18 protein-coding genes are annotated in these 26,589 nt (G+C 45.6%); 10 read left to right on the top strand and 8 right to left on the bottom strand.

The genetic code is table 11. From position 1 onward, the window contains the following. Positions 1 to 142 precede the first annotated feature (142 nt). Positions 143 to 532 (top strand): LysM peptidoglycan-binding domain-containing protein, encoded by a 390-nt coding sequence (locus tag BT112_RS13365; RefSeq protein ID WP_072317895.1) that lies wholly within the window; start codon positions 143 to 145, stop codon positions 530 to 532. A 38-nt stretch (positions 533 to 570) separates the two neighbouring features. Here BT112_RS13365 and cmk read toward each other — a convergent pair whose 3' ends face one another. The 4 genes from cmk to BT112_RS13345 form a co-directional block, all read right to left on the bottom strand. Continuing rightward, the gene (gene cmk, locus BT112_RS13360) at positions 571 to 1,272 is read right to left on the bottom strand and encodes a (d)CMP kinase (protein ID WP_072317894.1); all 702 of its coding nucleotides are present in this window, start codon (positions 1,270 to 1,272) and stop codon (positions 571 to 573) included. A 305-nt stretch (positions 1,273 to 1,577) separates the two neighbouring features. Beyond that, a complete protein-coding gene (locus BT112_RS13355) occupies positions 1,578 to 2,837 on the bottom strand; it encodes a cysteate-C-fatty acyltransferase (protein ID WP_072317893.1) in 1,260 nt (419 codons plus the stop codon). 157 nt (positions 2,838 to 2,994) lie between these two features. Next, positions 2,995 to 4,047, bottom strand: a complete 1,053-nt coding sequence (locus BT112_RS13350; protein WP_072317892.1) for a cysteate synthase — start codon at positions 4,045 to 4,047, stop codon at positions 2,995 to 2,997. 75 nt (positions 4,048 to 4,122) lie between these two features. Then, complete coding sequence (locus tag BT112_RS13345) at positions 4,123 to 6,255, bottom strand: S9 family peptidase (RefSeq protein WP_072317891.1); 2,133 nt, start codon at positions 6,253 to 6,255, stop codon at positions 4,123 to 4,125. 80 nt (positions 6,256 to 6,335) lie between these two features. On the opposite strand from BT112_RS13345, the gene BT112_RS13340 reads away from it, so the two are divergent. Both BT112_RS13340 and BT112_RS13335 read left to right on the top strand, forming a co-directional pair. Beyond that, positions 6,336 to 6,659: a YbaB/EbfC family nucleoid-associated protein gene (locus tag BT112_RS13340; RefSeq protein ID WP_072317890.1), complete on the top strand. Its 324-nt coding sequence runs from the start codon at positions 6,336 to 6,338 to the stop codon at positions 6,657 to 6,659. 180 nt (positions 6,660 to 6,839) lie between these two features. Beyond that, complete coding sequence (locus BT112_RS13335) at positions 6,840 to 7,160, top strand: YegP family protein (RefSeq protein ID WP_072317889.1); 321 nt, start codon at positions 6,840 to 6,842, stop codon at positions 7,158 to 7,160. 27 nt (positions 7,161 to 7,187) lie between these two features. On the opposite strand, the gene mscL is transcribed toward BT112_RS13335, so the two are convergent. From mscL to ychF, 4 genes are all read right to left on the bottom strand, one after another. Next, complete coding sequence (mscL, locus tag BT112_RS13330) at positions 7,188 to 7,649, bottom strand: large conductance mechanosensitive channel protein MscL (protein ID WP_072317888.1); 462 nt, start codon at positions 7,647 to 7,649, stop codon at positions 7,188 to 7,190. A 38-nt stretch (positions 7,650 to 7,687) separates the two neighbouring features. Then, a complete protein-coding gene (locus BT112_RS13325; protein ID WP_072317887.1) occupies positions 7,688 to 10,297 on the bottom strand; it encodes a DNA gyrase/topoisomerase IV subunit A in 2,610 nt (869 codons plus the stop codon). 86 nt (positions 10,298 to 10,383) lie between these two features. Further along, positions 10,384 to 12,240, bottom strand: a complete 1,857-nt coding sequence (locus BT112_RS13320) for a DNA topoisomerase IV subunit B (protein WP_072317886.1) — start codon at positions 12,238 to 12,240, stop codon at positions 10,384 to 10,386. Positions 12,241 to 12,439: 199 nt separating this feature from the next. After that, entirely contained in the window at positions 12,440 to 13,531 is a 1,092-nt protein-coding gene (ychF, locus tag BT112_RS13315) for a redox-regulated ATPase YchF (protein WP_072317885.1), read from the bottom strand. Between the two features lie 233 nt (positions 13,532 to 13,764). Here ychF and BT112_RS13310 point away from each other — a divergent pair, with 233 nt between their 5' ends. The 7 genes from BT112_RS13310 (at position 13,765) to BT112_RS13280 (ending at position 26,546) form a co-directional block, all read left to right on the top strand. Continuing rightward, the gene (locus BT112_RS13310; RefSeq protein WP_072317884.1) at positions 13,765 to 15,321 is read left to right on the top strand and encodes a hypothetical protein; all 1,557 of its coding nucleotides are present in this window, start codon (positions 13,765 to 13,767) and stop codon (positions 15,319 to 15,321) included. 87 nt (positions 15,322 to 15,408) lie between these two features. Further along, positions 15,409 to 18,237, top strand: coding sequence for an excinuclease ABC subunit UvrA (uvrA, locus tag BT112_RS13305; protein WP_072317883.1), 2,829 nt, complete (start codon positions 15,409 to 15,411; stop codon positions 18,235 to 18,237). A gap of 254 nt (positions 18,238 to 18,491) precedes the next feature. Then, a complete protein-coding gene (locus BT112_RS13300) occupies positions 18,492 to 19,181 on the top strand; it encodes an LOG family protein (protein ID WP_072317882.1) in 690 nt (229 codons plus the stop codon). An 8-nt stretch (positions 19,182 to 19,189) separates the two neighbouring features. Next, positions 19,190 to 22,081, top strand: a complete 2,892-nt coding sequence (locus BT112_RS13295) for a gluzincin family metallopeptidase (RefSeq protein WP_245777041.1) — start codon at positions 19,190 to 19,192, stop codon at positions 22,079 to 22,081. A gap of 110 nt (positions 22,082 to 22,191) precedes the next feature. After that, positions 22,192 to 22,767, top strand: a complete 576-nt coding sequence (locus BT112_RS13290; protein ID WP_072317881.1) for a PhnA domain-containing protein — start codon at positions 22,192 to 22,194, stop codon at positions 22,765 to 22,767. 189 nt (positions 22,768 to 22,956) lie between these two features. Continuing rightward, positions 22,957 to 25,365: an alpha-ketoacid dehydrogenase subunit alpha/beta gene (locus tag BT112_RS13285; protein WP_072317880.1), complete on the top strand. Its 2,409-nt coding sequence runs from the start codon at positions 22,957 to 22,959 to the stop codon at positions 25,363 to 25,365. A 143-nt stretch (positions 25,366 to 25,508) separates the two neighbouring features. After that, complete coding sequence (locus tag BT112_RS13280) at positions 25,509 to 26,546, top strand: GMP reductase (RefSeq protein ID WP_072317879.1); 1,038 nt, start codon at positions 25,509 to 25,511, stop codon at positions 26,544 to 26,546. Positions 26,547 to 26,589 lie beyond the last annotated feature (43 nt).

Raw genomic sequence — 26,589 nt, 5'->3', positions numbered from 1 at the left:
CACCATTATTGACTTCTACATTTTACCTTCCTTTTTGTACATTTCATCCATTTTATAATGCTTTTTGGATAGCATAAGTACTAAAAATACTTCACGAAATGCGTATATTTGATACAACTCTAATCAATAAATGTACAAAACTATGAGTGTTAAAGCAAAATATCAGCCGGTACTTGATCTGGGCACCGCCTTGAAAATAAAAAACGGGACGGTTGAAGAGAGCGATGGTGTCCTGAAAATCAAGGGGACGACTAAGTCACAATACGAAAAAAATATCCTTTGGGACAAGATCAAAGAAATAGGAGGTAACGAACCTTCGGACATCAAAGCGGATATCCGGATCGAGGAAACCGATCCTGCCGTTTACCACAGACATGTGGTACAAAAAGGAGAAACACTGGGCAAAATTGCCCAAAAATATTACGGGGACTCTTCTAAATACAACACCATTTTCAAGGCGAATACGGGGCAACTAAAAAATCCGGATGTTATTCATCCCGACCAGGAGCTCGTTATTCCGAGATTATCCTAAAAAAACAAACCCCGGACACGCGTCCGGGGTTATTATTTTCAGGCTTCATCACTCTGTTTTTCGATCATCCGCATGGCGTGATTATATATGCGCTCGAACTGCTCGTTCTTACCCATATCCGAGTTATCAAGCACTATGGCATCCTTGGCCCTGACCAGAGGAGAATCTTTACGATGAGAGTCTATATAGTCTCTGTCGGTCACATTCTTTAATACCTCCTCGAAAGTCACTTCCTGCCCTTTATTCAACAACTCTTTATATCTTCGTGTTGCCCTTATTTCGGGAGATGCGGTCATAAACAGTTTCAATTCGGCATCAGGAAACACAACAGTGCCTACATCCCGGCCATCCATTACAATGCCTTTTTCCTGTCCCATGGCCCGCTGTTCTTTTACCAGCTTCTTCCTGACCTCGGATATGGCAGCTACCGCACTTACACGATTGGAAACATCCATACTTCGTATCGCTTCTTCAACATTAACATCATTGAGATATGTTTCTCCGTAACCGAGGGTATCGTTAAAGACAAAACGTACCTTAACGTCATCAAGTCTCTCTATCAACCCTTCGCGATCCAGATCATCGGTATACAGATCGTTATTCATGGCATAAAGGGTAACAGCCCTGTACATAGCTCCCGTATCCACGTAAATATAACCCAGCTCTTTGGCAAGCCGTTTGGCAATGGTACTCTTACCGGTAGAAGAATATCCATCAATAGCAATAATAATTTTTTTCATCGAATAATCCTGTTAATTGTACGGTTGCGAAAACAGGATTCCTACATGGTCCCGTGCAGTGGTTTGCCCTGCGGGCTCCCTGTTTTCTACCCTCACAAATTAAGCATTTCTACATTTCCCTCCTACCGTTTATCAAAAGTATTTGGCAAAAAATGAGATATATCAGCTCGGCATTTTTTTAGACTACGCCATATTCCGGACTCCTGATATCCAACCCGTGCCCTACACGGGTAGTACATAAAATATAACAAAAAAGGTGTGATCATAAACATGACCACACCTTTCCGATCGTTTTTTATCTCGTATTACTCTCCCATAGCTGCAGCAACCGCAGCAGAAAGCCTTTTGTAGGTACCGTTTTCCAGACGGTCTCTTATAGCAGAGAAAGCTTCGAGCGTTTCATTGACATCTTCTATCGTATGTGTCGCCGTAGGGATCATACGGAGTAAGATCAACCCTTTCGGAATTACCGGGTAAACGACAATAGAACAAAAAATACCATAATTTTCCCTAAGGTCTTTAACCAGTGCCATCGCTTCCGGAATACTTCCGTTCAAATACACAGGGGTTACACAGGTATTTGTTGTCCCGATGTTAAATCCGCGTTCTTTAAGCCCGTTTTGCAGTGCATCGACATTTTCCCACAATTTACCTTTCAGTTCCGGCATTGTACGTAACATATCCAGGCGTTTGAGCGCCCCTTTTACGAATACCATAGGAAGTGATTTGGCAAACATCTGCGAACGCAGGTTGTACTTCAGATAATCGATGATTTCTTTATTTCCGGCAAGGAAAGCTCCTATACTGGCCATCGATTTGGCGAATGTGGCAAAATACACGTCGATCTCATCCTGTACTCCCTGTTCTTCTCCAGCCCCGGCACCTGTGGCTCCGAGTGTTCCGAACCCATGGGCATCGTCTACGAGAAGACGGAATTTGAATTTTTTCTTAAGCGCTACGATCTCTTTGAGTTTTCCCTGCTCACCACGCATACCGAAAACCCCTTCGGATATCACCAGGATACCGCCACCGGTCTGCTCGGCCATTTTAGTGGCCCGCTCCAGGTTTTTTTCAAGGCTTTCAATATCGTTGTGCATAAATGTAAAACGCTTACCCATGTGTAGGCGAACCCCATCTATGATACAGGCATGAGAATCCACATCGTAAACGATAATATCGTCTTTGGTAACCAGTGCATCTATGGCAGAAACCATTCCCTGGTAACCGAAATTGAGCAGATAGGCTGCTTCTTTGTTTACAAAAGCCGCAAGCTCATTCTGAAGCTGCTCATGGACATCGGTATGTCCGCTCATCATCCTCGCTCCCATCGGGTATGCACAACCGTGTTCTGCAGCGGCCTCTGCATCTGCTTTCAGCACCTCCGGATGGTTGGCAAGCCCCAGGTAATCGTTAATACTCCAGGTAATAACCTCTTTGCCATTGAACTTCATTCTATTGGAAATAGGCCCTTCCAGTTTCGGAAACACAAAATAACCTTCCGCCTGGGAAGCCCATTTTCCCAATGGTCCCTTATTTTCAATGATCCTGTCAAATAAATCCTTCATGTAGATCTCAAAATTTTAAGATAATTTCTTTAGCACAAACAGGCTAAATTACATATTTTAAGAATCCGTTCACAAAAATTCACAGGAAAGATATGAACTATCCGTACCCTTTTTGTAAACAAACATCCGCATTTTAGCGGATGTAAACAGTAAATTCTTACTTTATGTATTCTATTTTCTGTTCTTCTTCGATGTTCTTACTATCGAAGAACCCTTGTTCCCGCATCCATTCGTCACTGTATATTTTACTCATATACCTGGAACCATGGTCAGGGAAGATCATGATAACGTTACTGTTCTTATCAAACTCACCTTCTGCAGAAAGCTGTTTTACAGCCTGCATTACAGCACCGCTGGTATAGCCTACGAACAATCCTTCCGTTTTGGATATTTCACGGGCCGTATGGGCGCTTTCTTCGTCGGTTACTTTGATAAACTTATCGATAACATCAAAATCCGTTGCAGTAGGGATCAGATTTTTTCCGAGGCCTTCTATTCGGTAAGGGTAGATTTCTTTGGCATCGAATTCCCCAGTTTCGTGATATTTTTTAAGGACGGAGCCATAAGCATCCACACCTATGATCTTTACTTCCGTTCCGTTTTTTTCGGCTTGTTCCTTGAGGTAACGGGCAGTTCCGGAAATAGTACCTCCTGTTCCGCTACAGGCTATAAGATGGGTTATTGCCCCTCCGGTCTGCTTCCATATCTCCGGCCCCGTAGTATTGTAGTGGGCATTGATATTAAGCTCGTTGAAATACTGATTGATATATACCGATCCTTTTATTTCCTCGTGCATACGCCTTGCCACCTGGTAATACGAGCGTGGATCATCTGCACTTACGTGGGCGGGGCATACATATACCTTGGCCCCCATGGAGCGCAGCATATCTATTTTGTCTTTCGAGGATTTCGAGCTTACGGCAAGGACGCAATCGTAGCCTTTTACTATACTCACCATCGCTATACTGAAACCGGTATTCCCGGAGGTCGTTTCGATGATGGTATCTCCCGGTTTGAGAACTCCGCTCCTTTCCGCTTGTTCTATAATATGAAGAGCAATTCTGTCTTTTGTGGAGTGGCCGGGATTAAAAGCTTCAACTTTAGCATAAAAATTTCCTTCTAAGGAATTGGTTATCGCATTAAGTTTTATAATTGGCGTATTTCCGATTAGTTCCAATACGTTATCGTAAGCCTTAATCTTTTGTTCCATATAACTTGTATTTGGTTTCAAAGTCGGTTCTTTTAAAAAAACCAAAAACCGAGCAAATTTAGTTATTTTTTTTTATTACTCTTTAATTCCCTCCAAATCTAACAAAAAAGCATACTCTTCGGCAACTTCTTTTAAAGCCTCAAAACGGCCCGAGGCACCACTGTGGCCCGCATCCATGTTGGTATGAAAAAGTAATAAATTATTATCGGTTTTTAATTCACGAAGCCTTGCCACCCACTTTGCAGGCTCCCAGTATTGCACCTGAGAATCGTGATACCCTGTCGTAACCAGCATATTCGGATAGGGTTGAGCCTTTACATTATCGTAAGGAGAATACGATTTTATATAATTGTAATACTCCACATCGTTCGGGTTCCCCCACTCGTCATACTCTCCGGTTGTCAAAGGGATCGACTCATCGAGCATCGTGGTGACCACATCCACAAAAGGTACCGCAGCCACTATACCGTGGTAAAGTTCAGGAGCCATATTTACTACGCCCCCCATAAGCAGTCCTCCTGCAGATCCCCCCATCGCGTACAGGTGTTCCGGGGACGTATATTTTTCTCCTATCAGGAATTTGGAACAATCGACAAAATCGGTAAATGTATTTTTCTTGCGGAGCAGTTTTCCGTCTTCATACCACGGCCTTCCCAGGTATTCCCCGCCACGGATATGTGCTATCGCATAGACGAAACCGCGGTCGAGCAGGCTCAGTCTCACCGTAGAAAAATAAGGATCGATCGTATTGCCATAAGACCCGTAACCATATAACAAAAGAGGATTTTTACCGTTCTTTTTCATTCCCTTTCGGTAAACGAGCGATATCGGCACTTTTTTCCCGTCCCGGGCCGTAGCCCAGACCCTTTCGGAAGCGTAATTGTCTTTATCGAACTTACCTCCGAGGACTTCCTGCTCCTTTTTCACTTCTTTCTCCCGGGTCTCCATATTAAAATCTATGGTCGACAGTGGCGTTGTGAGCGAATTGTAGCGGTAACGCAGTATATCCGTATCAAATTCGATATTGGTACTGGTATAAGCCGTATAGGTTTCGTTATCAAACGGCAGATAATAATCTTCTTTTCCGTCCCAGCGCATAATCCGGATCTTGTTCAGCCCCTCGCTACGCTCACTGACCACGAGAAAATTCTTAAAGATATCGATATCTTCGAGCAGCACATCATCCCGGTGTGGTAATACTTCTTTCCAGTTTGCCTTTTCCGTCGCATTTTCCGGGGTCTTCATCAGCTTGAAATTAGTCGCCCCGTCGGCATTGGTCACAATATAAAAGGAGTCTTCATAGTGTGCGATGCCATACTCCAGTCCGCGAACTCTCGGCTGGAATACCCGGAAATCTTCACCCGGTTTGTCAGCATCGATAATACTGTACTCGGTGGTCAGGGTACTGTGCGATCCGGCAACGATATATTTTCTGGATTTGGTTTTGTAAACATAGGCGTTGAACGTATCGTCCTTTTCCTCATACACTTTTTCATCCTTTCCGTTCGATCCCAGAACATGCCGGTATATCTTCTCCGACCTCAGGGTCTGCGGATTTTTAACCGTGTAAAAAAGTGTCTTGTTATCATTAGCCCAGGTACTTCCCCCGGTTGTATTATTAATTTCCACCGGGTAGATCTCTCCGGTTTCCAGGTTTTTGACCCGGATGGTATAGATCCGTCTGCTCAGCGTATCCACACCGAATGCAGCAAGTTTGTTATCCGGGCTGATATTGATCCCGCTCAGCTGGAAATAAGAATGGTCTTTGGCCATCTCATTGCAATCGAAAAGAATTTCTTCTTTTCCCTGAAGTGAGTCTTTTCTGCGTGTGTAGACCGGGTAGTCCTTTCCCGTCTCGAAACGGGTAATATACCAGTATCCGTTGAAGAAATAAGGAACCGATTCGTCATCTTCCTTTATTCTCGATTTCATTTCCTTAAAGAGATCTTCCTGCAACTTCTTGGTATGTGCAGTCATTTTCTCATTGTAATCGTTTTCCCGTTCGAGATAATCGATAACTTCGGGATTATCTCTTTCGTTCATCCAGAAATAATCATCGATCCGGATATCGCCGTGTTTCTTTAAAGGAGTAGGTTTTTTTTCCGCTATTGGAGGTGTAATATTTTTGGTCACTTTGGAAGTATTTTCATTTTTACAAGACACTGCAAAAATAACACTTATAATAAGCCAGCCACTTATTTTTTTCATAACGATTTTATAATGTTTTCGCCCAAAAAGCAGTACAATTTAATAATTTTGCTTTTACAATTCTTTAAAATCAGGAAATAATGTTTGGAGATTTAACCGGAATGATGGGCAAACTCAAAGAGACCCAGAAAAAGATAGAAGACACTAAAAAACGCTTAGACAGTGTCTTAATCGATGAAAGTTCAAGCGATGGTTTGCTAAAAATAACGATTACGGCCAACCGGCAAATAAAAAGTATAGACATCGACCCTGCCTTACTCGAAGACAACGAACAGCTGGAAGACTACCTGGTACTCACCTTAAACAAGGCTATCGGGAGAGCTACCCAGGTCAATGAAACCGAACTCGCCTCGGTGGCCAAAGAGGGCATGCCGAATATTCCGGGAATGGACATGTTCAAATAACCGCTGCACACCACAGAGAACCCCATGAAAAAAGCCTGTCACCGCCGTGATCCATTTCAAGGCAACGCTGTGACAGGCTTTTTTAACTTTAATCCCTGCCGTTTATACAACATCCCTTTCCGGGATATCACCTTTTTTTAGTATATTTACTATCAACAACCCAAAACATGACCTAATCTTATGTTCGAACTAAAGAAAAACACCAAGGGAGGCTTTCATTTTACCTTAAAAGCCAAAAACGGACAGGTTATCCTCAGCAGTGAAGCGTACAGCAGTAAAAGTGCAGCAGAAAACGGGATCGCATCGGTGAAGAAAAATGCACGCGATGAAACCAGGTTCGAAAGAAAAACAGCTAAAAACGGGAAATTCTACTTTAACCTGAAAGCAGGCAACGGGCAGATCATAGGTACCAGCCAGATGTACGCTTCCGAAGCCGGAATGGAAAACGGTATAGATTCGGTAAAAAACAATGCTCTCCATGCCGACACACGGGAAGAATGATGACAACCGGAGAATCGGGTCACCTGATTAATTTTCTTCTTTCTTCATAAAATCTCTCATCAGGGCCAGCTGTTCGGACATGGTTTCCTTGATTCCGGACAGCAACTCTATATCTTTTGGGGTTTTTTCACTTTTATCCGTAGGATTCTGAGCTTTACTCCGCAGTCGGTTCATCCCTTTCACTACCAGAAACATACAAAAGGCTATAATAGCAAAATCCATAAAAGCTTCTGCAAATTCGCCATAACCTATAGACACTTTATTGGCTATCGTCTTCCCGTCTTCTCCGATAACTGCTTCGCGAAGCACCCATTCCTTATCCTTGAAATTCACATCGGAAACCAGTAAGGAAACGGGCGGCATAAGCACTTTTTTCACCAGGACATCCGTAACCTTATTAAAAGAAGCACCGATAATAACCCCTATGGCTATATCGATCATATTCCCCTTTATAGCAAACTCCTTGAATTCCTTATATACCTTTAGCATCTTCTCTTTTTTAGGTTATGACCTCTCCGGAAAATACGCTATTCGAATTCGAAGCTGATCTGCGATTTATCCGAATCGTCTGTTCCTCCTTCTGCTTCCTCTTCACCGGCATCCGTGTGTTCTTCCTCCGATGGTTCTTCTTCCTGAAACGGTAAAGGTTCCAGCAGGTTTACCTGTTTCACCTTATCTGTTGTCAACTGGTTACCCAGGGCTTTGATACCCTTTATCGCTATAAAATCTTCCAGATCTACCGTCAGGTTCTCCCTGGCCTCCTTACCGCGTGGTTTCACGAATTCCACTTCCGCCACGGGCCGCCATTCCGTCGACACCACCTCCAGCTGGGATTTAGGGTGTTCCGTAATAAACAGCTCTTCCTTATTTTCATTCTCTATGAGAAAGCGCTTGATATAATACCGCTCTTTCTCCCCGTCGTAATAAATTGCCGAAACCGGTTTTTTGGGATTCCATTTTTCCAGCACGATCATATTCTGGTCGAAATGCGTGGACAGATCGGGCAGAATGGTTTTCACCACACCGGACTGTGTAATGACCAGCAAACGATCTTCTCCCCGGAAAGCACCGAGAAGTTCTCCCCGACCATCTACATTAAGACGCTGCACCGTATCGTCAAACCAAATCTTTCTCGGTTTGAGGGTAGACACTCCTTTTTCTTTTAATTCTATTTTCTTAATAGCGTATTTGGTCACGACATTCCCTTTGGATTGCCTTCCCTTGATGAGGATATCGGCAAAATCGACATCCCACTTTAATTTCTTAATGCTTCCGGCCTGGCGAAGATATATGGTCACCATCTCTGCCTCTCCGTTGGGATTGGCTGAAAAATAAAGAATCTCCGATCCTTTTTTTCCCTGCGCCAGGTCGTACTCCCTGTCTCGTGTAATCCCCGTGACATGGAACCTCTTGATAAAGCTTCCGCCACCTTTACCATCCTTATAGATCAGGTTATACACCGTGCGCTTATCTTTTTTCCTGAATACGGCTACGTGAATGATATTTTTGCCGATAAAGGTCTTGGCTTCCACTTTGGTCACCACCATTTTTCCTTCCTTCGTAAATACGATGATATCGTCTATATCACTGCAATCGCACACGTATTCGTCGCGTCGGAGTGAGGTCCCTACAAAACCTTCCTCCCGGTTCACGTAGAGCTTGGTATTACGGATAACAACTTTGGTGGCTTCGATATCGTCAAACACCCGGATCTCGGTTTTTCGTTCCCTGCCCTCTCCATACGTCTTTTTCAGACGTGTAAAATAATCTATCGCAAACGCCACGAGATGGCCGAGGTGGTGTTTTACTTCTTCGATCTCTCCTTCGAGGGCTTCGATCTTCTCCTGTGCCTTGTCGATATCGAATTTGGATATCCTCTTGATCCGTATTTCGGTAAGCCTTACGATATCTTCTTCGGTCACCGGGCGTTTCAAATGTTTGATATGGGGTTGCAGGCCTTTATCGATGGCTGCAATAACTCCTTCCCAGGTTTCTTCTTCTTCGATATCGCGGTAAATCCTGTTCTCGATAAAAATACGTTCCAGGGAAGCAAAATGCCATTGTTCCTCCAGCTCCTGCAACTGTATTTCCAGTTCCCGCTTTAACAGCGCTACCGTAAAATCCGTAGATCTTCTCAGCATTTCGGAAACTCCGATAAACAGTGGTTTGTTATCTTCTATGACACATCCGAGCGGAGATATGGAGGTCTCACAGGCAGTAAAAGCATACAAGGCATCTATAGTCTTGTCCGGTGAGATCCCTGCAGGGAGGTGCACCAGGATTTCTACCTCTGCCGCCGTATTATCTTCTATTTTCTTGATCTTGATCTTCCCTTTCTCATTCGCTTTGAGTATGGAGTCGATAAGCGAAGAGGTATTGGAACCGAAAGGTATCTGGGAGATCACCAGTGTATTTTTGTCCAGCTGGGATATCTTGGCCCGCACCCTGATTTTTCCGCCGCGGCAACCGTCGTTGTAATTGGACACATCCATGATACCCGCCGTGGGGAAATCGGGATACAGGGTAAACGATTTTCCTTTGAGGTGCTTTACGGAGGCATCTATAAGCTCGAGAAAGTTGTGCGGAAGAATCTTAGTGGAGAGTCCTACAGCAATCCCTTCTGCGCCCTGAGCCAGCAATAGCGGAAATTTCACCGGCAGATTTACGGGTTCTTTTTTCCGTCCGTCATAACTCTGCTGCCATTCCGTAATTTTAGGACTGTACACAACCTCCAGCGCAAACTTCGACAACCTGGCCTCTATATATCTCGGCGCCGCCGCACCGTCTCCGGTGAGTATATTTCCCCAGTTCCCCTGGGTGTCTATAAGCAGATCTTTCTGCCCTACCTGTACCATGGCATCGCCGATACTGGCATCACCGTGAGGATGGTATTGCATGGTATGCCCTACAATATTGGCCACCTTATTGTACCGGCCGTCATCGAGCTCCTTCATGGAGTGCAGTATACGGCGCTGCACAGGCTTAAAACCGTCTTCTATGGCAGGAACGGCACGTTCCAGGATCACATAAGAAGCATAGTCCAGAAACCAGTCTTTATACATCCCGGTAATCCGGGTTATGGAATCGGCATTTGTTTCTTCGTTATTCAGATCTTGATTCTCGTTATTTTCCTCCATCTATGCAGCGTAATTTTTTAAGGCTGTAGGTTGTTGTTTGTTATTTTCGATCATAAAAGCGGAAATACCCCGAAAAACGGGCAGCATTATTTCTCCTCCACAAGATCCAGTTCCACTTTCAGGTTATTTATGATAAATTCCTGCCTGTCCGGCGTGTTCTTTCCCATATAAAATTCCAGAAGGCTATCTATAGACATCGCCTTATCCAGCATTACAGGATCCAGGCGGATATCGTCCCCGATAAAATATTTGAATTCATCGGGTGAAATTTCTCCCAACCCCTTGAACCGGGTAATTTCCGGCTTTCCTTTCAGCTTGTTTATCGCATTTCTTTTTTCTTCCTCGCTGTAGCAATAGATCGTCTCCTTTTTGTTCCGCACCCGGAACAGCGGGGTTTGCAGGATATACAAGTGATTTTCCTTGATCAGTTCGGGAAAGAATTGCAGGAAAAACGTAATGAGGAGTAAGCGTATGTGCATCCCGTCGACATCGGCATCGGTGGCAATCACAATATTGTTGTAACGCAGGTCCTGGAACGATTCCTCGATATTGAGGGCAGCCTGTAGCAGGTTGAACTCCTCGTTCTCGTACACCACTTTTTTGCTCATCCCGTAGGAGTTCAGCGGCTTTCCACGAAGACTGAATACCGCCTGTGTATTGACATCCCTGGACTTGGTAATGGACCCGGAAGCCGAATCTCCCTCGGTGATAAATAAAGTAGACTCCAGCCGGCGGTCGTTTTTCATTTCGGTAAGGTGCACCCGACAGTCCCGTAGTTTTTTATTGTGCAGACTGGCTTTCTTGGCCCGTTCTTTGGCCAGTTTCCGTATCCCGGAAAGCTCTTTACGCTCTCTCTCGGCCTGTAAAATTTTACGTTGAAGTTTTTCTGCCGTCTCCGGGTTCTTATGCAGGTAATTATCGAGCTGAGTCCCGATAAAATCATTGACATAGGTACGCACCGTAGGTAAACCGTCCCCCATATCCGTAGACCCCAGTTTGGTCTTTGTCTGGCTCTCGAAGACAGGCTCCATCACTTTGAGGGAAACCGCTGCTATAATCGATTTACGAATGTCCGAAGCTTCATAGTTTTTCCCGTAGAAATCCCGGATCGTCTTCACTACCGCCTCCCGGAAAGCCGAGAGATGCGTACCGCCCTGGGTAGTGTTCTGGCCGTTGACAAAAGAGTGGTACTCTTCACTGTACTGGGTTTTGCTATGCGTCATGGCCAGCTCTATATCCGCTCCCTTGAGATGGATTATGGGATACAGCATATCCTCCGTATTATTATTGTCCTCGAGCAGGTCCTTGAGCCCGTTCTCGGAATAGAACTTTTCCCCGTTGAATACGATGGTCAGTCCCGGATTCAGGTACACGTAGTTTTTGAGCATACGCTCTATATACTCATTCCTGAACTTGTAATTCTTGAAGATCGATTCGTCCGGAACAAAAGATACTTTTGTCCCTCTTCGCCGGGAGGTTTCCGTAAGCTCTTCCTCATTGATAAGGTTTCCCGTTTCGAACTCGGCAGATTTCGATTTGTTATCCCGTGTCGATTCTACCCGGAAATACGAAGACAGTGCATTGACCGCCTTGGTACCTACCCCGTTGAGCCCTACGGACTTTTTAAAGGCTCGGGAATCATATTTTCCACCGGTATTCATTTTAGAGACCACATCGACCACTTTCCCGAGCGGGATTCCCCTTCCGTAATCGCGAACGGTAACTTTATTCCCCTGGATACTGATCTCGATGGTCTTCCCGGCTCCCATGACAAATTCGTCGATACAGTTATCCATCACTTCTTTCAGAAGGATATAGATACCGTCGTCCGCACTGGAACCGTCTCCCAGTTTACCGATATACATCCCGGGACGCATTCGTATATGCTCTTTCCAATCCAGTGAACGTATATTATCTTCGGTATACTGAGATGTTTCTGACATTTTAAAAAGAAGTTTGGTTCTGATGCTAATATAGCAACTCCGCCTAAAATATGAAAGACGTTAAAATTAAAATAATCAACAACAGGAGTGACAGTATTGTTGATCAAAGCCTCCGGACAGGCACGGATTTGCGAGTCGTAAAAAAGAGAAGCGGTCTGTCTTTACAAACCACTTCTTTCTGTATTTTTCAGGATGTGTATTACACGTTAAAGCGGAAGTGCATGACATCACCGTCCTGAACGACGTATTCTTTTCCTTCCACACGCATTTTCCCGGCTTCTTTTACTTTTGATTCGCTTCCGTAAGTGACATAGTCACCATATCCAATAACCTCCGCACGGATAAATCCTTTTTCGAAATCGGTATGAATAACTCCTGCAGCCTGTGGTGCCGTAGCTCCGACCGGAATAGTCCAGGCACGGACTTCTTTGACTCCTGCCGTAAAATAGGTCTGAAGTTCAAGCAGTTTGTAAGCCGCACGGATCAGACGGGAAACCCCGGGTTCTTCGAGGCCGATATCCTGCAGGAACATCTGCCGTTCCTCGTAGTCTTCGAGCTCCGCGATATCGGCTTCCGTAGCTACAGCCAGCACAATGATCTCGGCATTTTCATCTTTTACGGCTTCGTTCACCTGGTCTACGTATGCATTCCCCGCTTTGGCTGAAGCTTCATCGACATTACAAACATATAAAATAGGCTTGGCCGTAAGCAACTGGAACCCCTTCATGATCTCTTCCTCCTCCTCGTTGATCTCCACGGCTCTTGCCGAAATACCACTTTCCAGGGCTTTCTTGAATTTTTGCAGTACCGCCTGCTCCTTCTGTGCGTTTTTATCTCCTGTTTTTGCAGCGCGGTTTACTTTCTCCAGACGCTTGTCTACCGTCTCAAGATCTTTGAGCTGCAACTCGATATCTATGGTTTCCTTGTCCCTCACAGGATCTACACTACCATCTACATGCACGATGTTACCGTTATCAAAACAACGCAATACGTGAATAATGGCGTGACATTCGCGGATATTTCCCAGAAACTGGTTTCCGAGTCCTTCCCCTTTACTGGCTCCTTTAACCAGGCCTGCTATATCCACAATTTCTACCGTAGCAGGCAATACACGTTCGGGCTGCACCAGATCTTCAAGTTTTTCCAGCCTGGAATCGGGCACATTCACCACACCCAGGTTCGGCTCGATAGTACAGAATGGAAAATTAGCGCTCTGTGCTTTGGCATTGGACAAACAATTGAATAAGGTTGACTTTCCTACATTGGGCAATCCTACTATTCCTGCTTTCATCTTGATATACTGAATTGAATTTTTTGCGCTGCAAATATAAGAGGATTTAGCCATTCTCCACCATCCCCTTACACATAGTCGCTCAATAAGTTACAAAAACGGGAATACACAAAACCGATCCGAAAAACTCCACAACCCGATGTCCGGCACCTCAATATACTTTTTCAAAACCTGTTTTTAACACAAAACGCTTCCGGAAATTATTTATTTTTACCGTTCAAACCATCTGGACTATGAGAATACATCTGTTCTTCCTACTACTGCTGTTCACCACCCCGCTACTTGCACAGGACAGTACCGATAACACCCCGGAAATCCGTATAACACAGGGAAATGTGTTTAAAAATGACGAACGAGAAATCCCCATAGATATCATCGGGCACGATGAAAACGGGTATTATATACTCTACGCCGGTGGCAGATTCGGGCAGAAAAAAAACAAATCGATACGAAAATTCACACCTTCACTGGAACCTTCGGGAGAAGAGATCGACCTGATCCCCGAAGACCAGGAAGGAGAAGCCCGGACCATCGGAATTGCCCAGACTGGCGATAAAATTGTTCATGTATGGTCCCTACTCACCGAGACCGAAAAAAAGCTTTTCTATCAGCTTATAGACCTCGACGATTTCTCTTTGCAGTCCAGTTCCCTGATTACGGCATTTTCTAACGAAGAGACCGATATTACCCGGACCTACAGCAATTTTATCATGTCGCAAGACAAATCCAGGATATACCTGCTCTACGGGATGCCGACAAAAAAAGGAGAAACCGCAAGGATCAACCTGAAGGTGTTTGACAACAGCTTTAAAGAGATCAAAAACGAATCGTACGATTTTCCGTATCCCGAAGACACTTTCTATATTCACGATCTCTTTTTTTCGAACAAAGATGAACTGATGGTACTGGCCAAAAAGTACAACAGCGACAGGATACTGAAAGAAGAGAGGAACAAGGGCTACCAGTACCTCCTCTACCAATTGCAGGACCAGGAGTTTCACCACATTGCGAATATTCCGGTAAACGACAAGCACCTTCGCATGCTCGAACCCGTCTGGCTACCGGATGGAAACCTCGTGCTTACCGGCCTGTATTCCAAACTGGACATGTATGCGATGAGCGGCGTTTTCTATACACGGATAGATACGGAAAACGGAACGGTGATCTCGGCAAAAGAACATCCTTTCGGCCACGATTTTTACACGGCCCTGCTGGACAACGAAAACAAGATCAACAGGGTACTGAAAAAACTGGAGAAACAAAAATACGAAGACCCGTACTACATCCTCCGTAAAGTCCTGAAAAAACCGGACGATCACATTGTTCTCCTTACCGAACAGATTCATTCCGTCTCTCACGATTTTGTCATACAGTATTTCCACGAAAACATAGCCATGATAGAACTGGACGGTTCGGGAGATATCGTATGGACCAACAAGATCGGCAAAAAGAACATCAAGAACAATGTAAGCATATACTCTTCCTTTTTTCCGGTAAAGCGTGCTAACGATATTTTCCTGCTCTATAACGGCAATAGCTCCAATCTCGATCACCGTAAGGGCAGCCTGGCCAATGCTTTTGCCCCGAACGGCAGGGCATTCATGGCCACCAAAGTAAGAGACGACGGCACTTACCTCCGTACCGTACTGGCTACCGGGGAAGATATGGAGGGGATAACCATTCGGCCTTCACTGACCAACTGGATAGACGAGAATACATTACTGCTCTTCGGTCAGGATATAGACAACCTGAAAAACCAGCGGTTTATCAAGGTTATTTTCGAGCCTTAGAAAATCCGGATCGCCCCGACACCTTTAATAAGAGGAAAATTCGTAATTTCGTCACTTTGTCCAAAAAGCTGTTTTTAAGCAATCCTTATGACGAATTTCGAAGAGAATATTGAGGTCCTCGGGGCCAGGGTTCACAATCTGAAAGACATAGACGTTACCATTCCCAGGGAAAAACTCGTGGTAATCACGGGACTATCCGGAAGTGGAAAATCTTCGCTGGCTTTCGACACCATTTACGCCGAAGGACAACGCCGCTATATCGAGACTTTTTCTGCTTATGCCAGGCAATTCCTCGGCGGACTGGAACGTCCGGACGTAGACAAGATAGACGGGCTGTCTCCAGTAATAGCCATAGAACAAAAGACCACTTCCCGGTCGCCACGCTCCACGGTAGGTACAATTACCGAAATATACGACTTTCTGCGGTTGCTCTATGCCCGGGCCTCGGATGCCTATAGCTACAACACCAACGAGAAAATGGTGAGTTACAGCGACGAGCAGATCAAAGACCTGATCCTGGAGGATTTTGCCGGTAAAAAAGTATATATCCTTGCTCCGGTCATCAAATCGAGAAAAGGACACTACAGGGAGTTGTTCGAACAAATCGCCAAGCAGGGCTTTGTAAAAGTAAGGGTCGACGGCGAGATCAGAGACCTGGAAAAGGGCATGAAGGTAGATCGCTATAAAACCCATGATATCGAAATTGTCATCGACCGCCTGCAGGTCAACCAGGATGAGGATTTCCAGAAACGACTCATGGAGAGCATCAATACCGCCATGTATCACGGGGAAGATGTACTGATGGTCATGGAACATGGCGGGGAGCAAACCCGGTACTTCAGCCGTACGCTGATGTGTCCCACCACAGGGATCTCCTACCCTAACCCGGAACCCAACACCTTCTCTTTTAACTCTCCGAAAGGTATGTGCCCGCATTGCAGCGGACTGGGCACCGTACGGGAGATCAATATCAAAAAGGTTATCCCGAACCGCAATACCACGATTAAATCAGGTGGGATCGCACCTCTCGGTGAATACAAAAAATCGTGGATCTTCAAACAGGTGGAGACTATCGCAGAACGTTTTGATTTTAAAATCACCGATCCGATAAAAGATATTCCCGAAGCCGCTATCGACATGATCCTTTACGGCGGGAATGAAAAATTTTCCATAGCTTCCAAAACACTGGGCATCACCCGCGATTATAAAATAGATTTCGAAGGTATCGTTAACTTTATCCAAAACCAGTACAAGGAAAACCCTTCAGCTTCCGTAAAAAGATGGGCCAAAGAATACATGGACAAGGTAACCTGCCCGGAATGCGGTGGTTCGAGATTGCGCAAAGAGTCCCTCTATTTTAAGGTAAACGGAAAAAATATTGCCGAGCTGGCATCTATGGATATCTCTGACCTGGCTTCCTGGTTTGAGAAACTTCCGGAAAACCTGTCGGAAAAACAGTTTAAGATCGCCGAAGAAATCCTGAAAGAGATCCGTTCGCGATTACAGTTTCTTCTCGACGTCGGACTCGATTACCTCACCCTCAACAGGGGATCCAAATCACTCTCGGGCGGTGAGGCGCAACGTATACGTCTCGCCACCCAGATCGGCTCACAACTGGTCGGGGTCCTTTACATTCTTGACGAACCCAGTATCGGATTGCACCAGAGAGACAACGAAAGACTGATCAATTCCCTGGAATCGCTCCGCGATATCGGGAACTCCGTTATCGTGGTAGAACACGACAAAGACATGATCGAAAGAGCCGACCATGTCATAGACATCGGCCCAAGGGCCGGCAAACATGGCGGTGAGATCATCTCTCAGGGTACTCCCGAAGAACTCAAGAAACACCACACGCTTACCGCAGATTATCTCAATGGCACCAAGGCCATAGAAGTCCCTGCACAGCGCCGGGAAGGCAACGGGCACACCATCACCCTTAAAGGATGTACGGGCAACAACCTGAAAAATGTCGATGTTGAATTTCCGCTGGGCAAAATGATAGGGGTTACGGGAGTATCCGGCAGCGGCAAATCCACACTCGTCAACGAAACGCTATACCCTATACTCAACGCACATTTTTTTAATGCGGTAAAAAAGCCGATGCCCTATAAGAGTATCGAAGGGCTCGAACATATCGATAAGGTCATTGATATCAACCAGTCGCCCATAGGCAGGACCCCAAGGTCCAACCCGGCAACATACACCGGCGTATTCAGCGAGATCAGGAGCCTTTTCGCCAAAACTCCGGAAGCCATGATACGGGGATACAAACCGGGGCGCTTCAGTTTTAATGTAGCCGGCGGACGATGCGAAACCTGCCAGGGTGCAGGAGTAAAAGTTATCGAAATGAACTTCCTCCCCGATGTGTATGTAGAATGCGAAACCTGCCAGGGCAAACGCTTTAATCGTGAAACCCTGGAAATACGCTACAAAGGAAAATCTATTTCGGATGTGCTGGACATGACCATCAACGAATCCGTATCCTTCTTTGAGAACATTCCTAAAATATACCGTAAACTCAAAACCATACAGGAAGTCGGGCTCGGTTATATCACGCTCGGGCAGCAATCCACAACACTGTCCGGAGGAGAAGCCCAGCGCATAAAACTGGCTACCGAACTTTCCAAAAGAGATACCGGGAATACCTTCTATATCCTGGACGAACCCACTACGGGGCTTCATTTCGAAGATATCCGTGTACTCATGGACGTGCTGAACAGGCTGGTAGACAAAGGGAATACCGTGCTGATCATAGAACACAATATGGATGTGATAAAAATGGCAGATTATCTTATCGACATCGGTTATGAAGGTGGTAAAGGAGGAGGCCGTTTGGTTACCACCGGCACCCCCGAAGAAGTGAGCGAACACCCCAAAAGCTACACCGCCGAATTTCTGAGAAAAGAATTATAAATCAGTCGCTTGCTCCGGGAGAAAGCCGTATTTCCCCCGGGGCAACTCTTTATGGCAAAGTCACAGTAACAGGGAATACCCCCACATCCCCCGGTTTCCCATAGCACCTTCAGACTCCGAAATTTTAATTGTATTATAATATAGATAAAAACAAAATTATCTATGTTTACACCCTGAAACGGGAATCGGATCATGGTAGCCCGCAAACAAAATGTAGAAAAATACCGTAAAAAGACCAAAGGAAATCATATAACATGAGTCAAAAACACCATCATAAAAGTTGGAATGAAATAAAGGCTAACGATTCGTGGGCTATCTTTAAGATTATGGGGGAATTCGTAGGAGGTTTTGAAAAAATGAGCCAGATCGGCCCCTGCGTATCCATATTCGGATCGGCCCGAACCAAACCGGGAGAGAAATATTACGATCTTGCCCAAAAAGTCGCTTACAAGATCGTCAACCATGGTTACGGCGTTATTACGGGAGGTGGTCCCGGCATTATGGAAGCCGGTAACAAAGGTGCACATCTGGCAGGAGGAACTTCCGTAGGCCTGAACATCGATCTCCCTTTTGAGCAACATGACAATCCGTATATAGACAGTGACAAAAACCTGCATTTTGACTATTTTTTCGTGCGAAAGGTCATGTTCGTCAAATACGCCCAGGGATTTGTCGTAATGCCCGGCGGATTTGGCACTCTCGATGAACTTTTCGAAGCTATTACATTGATACAAACAAAAAAAATAGGTAAATTCCCCATCATTTTGGTAGGTTCCGAATTCTGGAGCGGGCTTTTCGAATGGGTGCGTACCGCGCTTCTCGAACAGCACGGTAACATCAGTCCTCAGGATATGGATCTCGTAAAGATCGTAGATACGGAAGATGAAGTCCTCGAAGTTCTGGATGCCTTCTACCAGGAATCAAACCTCAGTCCAAATTTCTGATAGCCCGTATGCCGCAACTGCATAAAAACATCGAATATCCGAAAGCAAGGTGTATTTGCAATACATCGCTGCGATATTTTCTGTTTTGTTGTGTTTCGGCTTTCGTTTTTTTAGTGTCCGGGCTACAGGAACTGACGGCACAAAACCGGCAAACCATTGTCGCCAGGCTTCTGCCGGAAAGCAATACGATCAATATTCAGCAGGAGATCGTATTTCACAACAATTCCCGGGACACGCTCAATACGATCTATCTCACCGACTGGAACAATGCCTATTCCGGTAAAAATACCGCATTGGCCAAACGCTTCGGCGAAGAATTTGACAAAAGCCTTCACCTGGCTAAAGAACGCGTCCGCGGAAATACTAAAGTTATATCTATAGTCGATAAAAATTACCGCCCTGTGGCGTGGGAACGTACGGACTCCAAAGACCTGATCAAGGTACAGCTGAACTTCCCGGTCTACCCGGGAGAAGATTTCCTGATGAAACTTTCGTATGCCATAAAACTTCCCTCCTCGGAGTTCACCCGATACGGTTTTGAGAGCAACGGCAATTTCACGCTGAGGTACTGGTATATCACTCCGGCAGTATACAACGGAGAGTGGATCCTGTACAGCAATAAAAACCTGGACGACCTGTATAGCGACAAAACAGATTACAGGATTGTCTTTAACTATCCCGATAATTACATTCTTACCAGCGACCTGCACATTACCGATATCCGGAAAATAGACAATCTGCAACAGGTCGTACTCACCGGAAACGACAGGAGCGACGTAAAACTTTACCTGGAAAAACAGAACTCGTTCCAGACCTATACCAACAGCAAGCTCAAACTCACAACCAATATAGAGTACAAGGACCTGAGTCCGGAGATCCGCGATATATCCGTAGACCGGGTCATTCATTTTATCTATGACCATCTCGGCACATATCCTCACTCCAAGATACTCGTCACCGAAACCGAATACCGGAAAAACCCGCTTTACGGCCTCAATCAGCTGCCCTCTTTTTTGCGTCCTTTTCCTGAAGAGTTCCAGTACGAACTGAAATTACTGAAAACAACACTCAACAATTATCTGGAAAACACCTTATTTCTCGACTCCCGGAAAGATCGTTGGGTTACCGATGCTATCCAAACCTACCTGATGATCAAGTACGTGGAAGAATTCTATCCCGACATGAAACTTATGGGAGGACTTTCCAAATTATGGCTGGTGCGTACTTTTCATATTGCACAGAAAAATTTCAACGACCAGTATCCGCTGCTCTTTATGCTTATGGCAAGCAGAAATCTCGATCAATCGCTGGCAACACCGAAAGATGAACTCATCAAATTCAACGAGAAAATTGCGGGGAAGTACAAGGCTGGTATGGGACTCGTGTATCTCGAAGATTATCTTGGAGACAGTAGTATACCGGAAAAAATCAAGGAGTTTTACAACGATTATACACTACTGCCGGTTGACGCTACAGATTTTGAAATGACCCTCAAAGAAAACTCGGCAAAAGACATAGACTGGTTTTTTGACGAATATGTAAGTACGCGGCATAAAATAGACTTTACGATCAAGAAAGTTAAAAAGACGGAAGACTCCATTTATGTGACTATCAAAAACAAAAGGCGTACCAATGTCCCTGTCTCGCTTTACGGCGTGCGCAACGACACCGTACTTTCCAAATACTGGTTTGACAACATTACAGGAGAAGAAACCTTTCGGATCCCATATAATCAGGAAAAAAGGCTGGTTCTCAATTACGACAAGATCATCCCCGAATTCAACCAGCGGGACAACTGGAAATCGCTGCGCGGTTTCTTTTCTCAGAACAGACGTATAAAACTGCAATTTTTCAAGGACGCGGAAAACCCGTATTACAACCAGGTATTCTACGTTCCTACTGCCTCGTACAACTATTATGACGGCGTGGTTTTGGGTATGCGCCTTCACAACAAGACGCTTACCACACAACCCTTCCTCTACGACATTGTCCCTTCGCTGGCTACGAAAGGAAATGCCCTGGTCGGATCAGGACTCTTCGCCTACAGGAATTATCTCGATCAGGACAATCTTTACCTGAGTACGTTCTCGATCAGCGGTTCCAGTTATCATTACGCACCCGACCTTCGTTACAGCACGATAACACCGGCTGTAAGTCTCGGTTTCCGCACCGATGATTTCCGCTCGAATATACGCGAATCCCTCACCTTTCGTTTTGTCAATGTCATCCGGGAGAAAGATCCCGTACACACCGCGGACAACACCAGTCCGGACTACAGCGTGTTCAACACCAGATATTCGTACTCCAACAACGGTATTATCAATTATTTCGCCTGGTTTACCGACCTGCAGGTCGCCAATAATTTTTCCAAGTTAGCCTTTGACATCGAATACCGCAAACTATATCAGAACAACAGACAACTCAATCTCAGGTTTTTTGCCGGAAAATTTATATACAACGATACCAGTTCCGACTATTTCAGTTTTGCCCTCGACCGCCCTACCGACTACCTGTTTGATTTCGGTTACCTCGGAAGGTCCGAAACCTCCGGTATCCTGAGCCAGCAGATTATCATAGCCGAAGGAGGATTCAAATCCAAATTCCGTGATCCTTATGCCAATAACTGGATGGTTACTGCCAATGCCAGCTTTAACGTATGGCGATGGATAGAACTTTACGGAGATGTAGGCTGGATAAAGAATAAACTCGAACCCGAACGTTTTGTCTACGACTCGGGAGTACGCCTGAACCTGGTTACCGATTACTTCGAATTGTATTTTCCGTTGTACTCCAATAACGGCTGGGAGATCGCACAGCCTCAATACAATGAAAAAATACGTTTTATCGTCACCCTTTCTCCGAAGACGCTCGTAAAGTTGTTTACCCGAAAATGGTTCTGAGAACCGGGCATGGCTTTGTAAACCCAGTAAAAAAACAGGCACTTTAAATTCCCGACACCCCCATCCCCTCTCCGAATTCTTCTATATTTGTCGCGTAATAACAAAAAGCTATGTCCATAGAAAAACAACTACACGAGAGAAGCGGTTCCGTATGCGAACTGAGCGGGGCTACCGACAACCTGAAAGTTTATGAAGTTCCCGGAGCTCCGGACCATAGTGCCGACGGATGTATCCTTATCAGCGAAACCTGCCTTCGGCAGATAGAAGATCCGGAAACCGCAGACGCCAACCACTGGCGGTGTCTCAATGACAGTATGTGGAGTACCGTTCCGGCTGTGCAGGTCGTAGCCTGGAGAATGCTCCAATCCCTGAAACACGAAGGCTGGCCCCAGGACCTTCTGGACATGATGTACCTGGACGACGATACCATGACCTGGGCCAAAGCCGGCCTGCAGACTTCCGAAGAAGGGTCTGCACAACACAAAGACAGTAACGGGGCACTTCTCCAGGCCGGAGACACAGTTGTTCTCATCAAAGACCTCAATGTCAAAGGATCGTCACTGACAGCCAAACGCGGAACCGCCGTAAGGAGAATTTCCCTGGTACACGACAACCCCGAGCAGATCGAAGGTAAAGTAGAAGGGCAGCACATCGTGATCCTGACAAAATTTGTCAAGAAAATATAATTTCCTGATACGGGGTATTTTTAGAATTTTCATTTAAAAGAAACGCAATAAAATGATGTATATTTAAATTTAATTGATTTTTTATCAAAAAAACGCAGGTTAAATTATCAATACACCATCAACAGGACACCCCGGACCCTTGCAAAAGAAGAATGTTTTCACTAATTTTGTGAACCTTAAAACGATGACATGCATACCGAAACAGATTCTCAGAAAGATATAACCTTCAACGATTTCAAAACCCAGGTCCTGCACGATTACAGAATCGCCGTAATGAGCAGGGAATGCAGTTTTCTCGGACGCAGGGAAGTCTTGACGGGAAAAGCCAAATTCGGTATATTCGGTGATGGAAAAGAAGTGCCGCAGCTCGCTATGGCCAGAGCCTTCAGGAACGGGGATTTCCGTAGCGGTTATTACCGTGACCAAACCTTTATGATGGCTATAGGAGGCCTTACTGCAAAACATTTTTTTGCGGGCCTTTATGCACACACGGATATCGAAAAGGAACCCATGAGCGCAGGCCGCCAGATGGGCGGACATTTCCTGAGCCACAACCTCAATGAAGACGGGAGCTGGAAAAACCTGACCACACAGAAAAACAGCAGTAGCGATATCTCTCCTACCGCCGCCCAGATGCCACGCCTGCTCGGACTTGCACAGGCCTCCAAAATATACAGAGAACTCGAAAGTACGGACAGCAGTAATTTTTCGGAAAACGGAAATGAAGTCGCATGGGGTACCATAGGAAACGCCAGTACCAGTGAAGGACTGTTTTTCGAGACCATAAATGCTGCCGGAGTTTTACAGGTGCCTATGATCATCAGTGTATGGGATGATATGTACGGGATTTCGGTACATGCCAGACACCAGACAACCAAAGAAAACATATCCGAGATCCTCAAAGGATTCCAGCGTGATGACCAACCCGGACTGGAAATCGTCCGTGTCAAGGGATGGGACTATCCGGCCCTGGTGGAAGCTTACGAAAGTGCCGGTAAACTGGCCAGGGAAGAACATGTACCCGTACTTATACACGTGCTGGAACTGACGCAGCCACAGGGTCATTCAACTTCAGGCTCTCACGAAAGATACAAGAACAAGGAGCGGCTTCAATGGGAAAAATCATACGATTGTAACCTGAAAATGAAGGAATGGCTCCTGGAAAACGGTTTTGCCACCGATGAGGAGCTGGCCGCACTCGAAAAGGAAGTGAAAAGAGAAGTCAGGGAAGCCAAAAAAGAAGCCTGGTCAGAATTCATTTCTCCTATAAAAAGCAAAAAGAAGGAGGCCGTAGCCCTGCTCGACAGTCTTGCCGGGAAAAGTGCCAACAAGTCTTTTGTCAATAAACTGAAGAACGACCTGATATCCATAGACGAACCCGCAAAGAAAGATATCATTTCGCTTACCCGTCGCGCCCTGCGTTATGTATTGCATGAGCAGCTTGAAGAAAAAGACAGGCTCATAAGCTGGGTCGACAGCTACCTTGCCGAAGAGCAGCCCAAATACAGCTCTCATCTTTACAGTGAATTACCAGGGAAAGCCACTGCTATTCCTGCGATAGCTCCGCAGTATGCCGACGATCCCGAACTGGTAGACGGCCGTATCGTTATCCGTGATAATTTCGACAAACTCTTTACCAGGTATTCCAACGCTCTTGTTTTCGGAGAAGACAGCGGGAATATCGGGGATGTTAACCAGGGACTGGAAGGATTACAGAAAAAATTCGGGGAAATCCGCGTAGCCGATACCGGTATCCGCGAAGCCACCATACTCGGACAAGGTATCGGAATGGCACTCCGGGGACTGCGTCCCATTGCTGAAATCCAGTATCTTGATTATATTCTCTATGCACTGCAGACGATGAGCGATGACCTCGCTTCGCTTCATTACCGGACCATGGGAAAACAAAAAGCTCCTGTTATTGTGCGCACCAGAGGGCACCGCCTCGAAGGCATATGGCATGCCGGGTCTCAAATGGGAGGGCTTATCCATCTGCTTCGTGGAATATACATTCTCACCCCGAGAAATATGACCAAAGCAGCCGGATTCTACAATACCCTCATGGAAGCGGACGAACCTGCACTGATCATAGAAAGCCTCAACGGTTACCGATTGAAAGAACGTCTGCCCGAAAATCTCGGTGAATTCCGTACACCCATAGGCAAGATTGATGTCGTAAAAGAAGGAAAAGATATTACCTTGCTTTCCTATGGTTCTACTTTCCGCATTGTCGAGCAAGTGGCCAAAGATCTCCTGGAGGTAGGTATTGATGCCGAGCTTATCGATGCCCAGACACTCCTGCCCTTTGATATTCATCACGAAACCGTAGATAGTGTCAAAAAAACAAACCGCCTGCTTATTGTCGATGAAGATGTACCCGGTGGTGCATCGGCATACCTGATGCAGGAAGTTCTGGAAAAACAAGGAGGTTACCAGTATCTCGACAGCGCTCCGCAGACCCTCTCCGCACAGGCACACAGACCGGCATACGGAACGGATGGTGATTATTTTTCCAAACCCAATGCCGAAGATATTTTTGAAAAGGTCTATGCTATCATGCATGAAAGTAACCCCAAAAAATATCCGAAACTCAGGTAAAACGATATTCTTTTTCTCCCCTTTCCGGGATAACCGGAAAAATATATGAAAAATTAACCGTGGGATTATAAAAAAAACATATCCCGCATAGGATTTTTTTCCCATAATGCTTTTCTTTATTCCAAATTAAGGAATACACGGCCATGCGGATCGAAAGCGATATAAAACTGGGATTTAAAGACGTTATGATACGTCCCAAACGATCAACGCTCAAATCAAGGGCGGAAGTTACCCTGGAACGGGAATTCAGCTTTATGCATACTGGAAAAAGATGGACGGGCATTCCCGTAATCGCAGCCAATATGGATACCGTAGGCACTTTTGAGATGGCTACCGTCCTGGCCCGACACAGGCTCATCACGGCTGTACACAAACATTACAACCTGCCGCAATGGGAATATTTTATGTCCCGGTCCGGAAAAGACATTACAAATTACATTGCCATAAGTACGGGAACCGGTAAAGCCGATGCTGAAAAGCTACGGATACTGATTAACAATTTCCCCGAGATCCCCTTTATCTGTATTGATGTGGCAAACGGATATTCCGAACATTTCGTGTCCTTTTTAAAAGAAACCAGACAACAATTCCCCGATAAGGTCATCATTGCAGGTAACGTTGTTACCGGCGAGATGGTTGAGGAACTTCTGCTTTCCGGAGCCGATATCGTCAAGGTCGGCATAGGCCCCGGCAGTGTGTGTACCACCAGGGTAAAAACCGGTGTGGGTTACCCGCAGTTATCCGCAATTATAGAATGTGCGGATGCAGCTCATGGCCTCGGTGGCCAGATTATTTCAGACGGAGGATGCAGGATACCGGGCGACATCGCCAAAGCCTTTGGCGGGGGCGCCGACTTTGTTATGCTCGGCGGCATGCTGGCGGGCCATAATGAAAGCGGTGGAGAAACCACCGAACACGATGGCAGGAAATATAAGCTCTTTTACGGAATGAGTTCGGAAACGGCCATGAACAAACATACCGGCGGGGTTGCAGAATACCGGGCAAGCGAAGGAAAAACCGTCGAAATTCCGTATAAAGGCGATGTTGAAGATACCCTAAAAGATATTCTCGGCAGCCTGCGGTCTACCTGTACCTATGTAGGTGCTCAACGCCTGAAAGAATTAACCAAACGAACCACCTTTATACGTGTTATGGAACAGCAAAACGAAGTTTTTGAATAACAGGACACACCATCCGTACCCCTATACATATACTATAGACCAT

Origin of the sequence: Sinomicrobium oceani, from assembly GCF_900119185.1 — a bacterium.
Classification (GTDB): Bacteria; Bacteroidota; Bacteroidia; order Flavobacteriales; family Flavobacteriaceae; genus Sinomicrobium; species Sinomicrobium oceani.
Note: the sequence above shows the minus strand (reverse complement) of the source record. Positions and strands in the feature narration are given on the sequence as shown.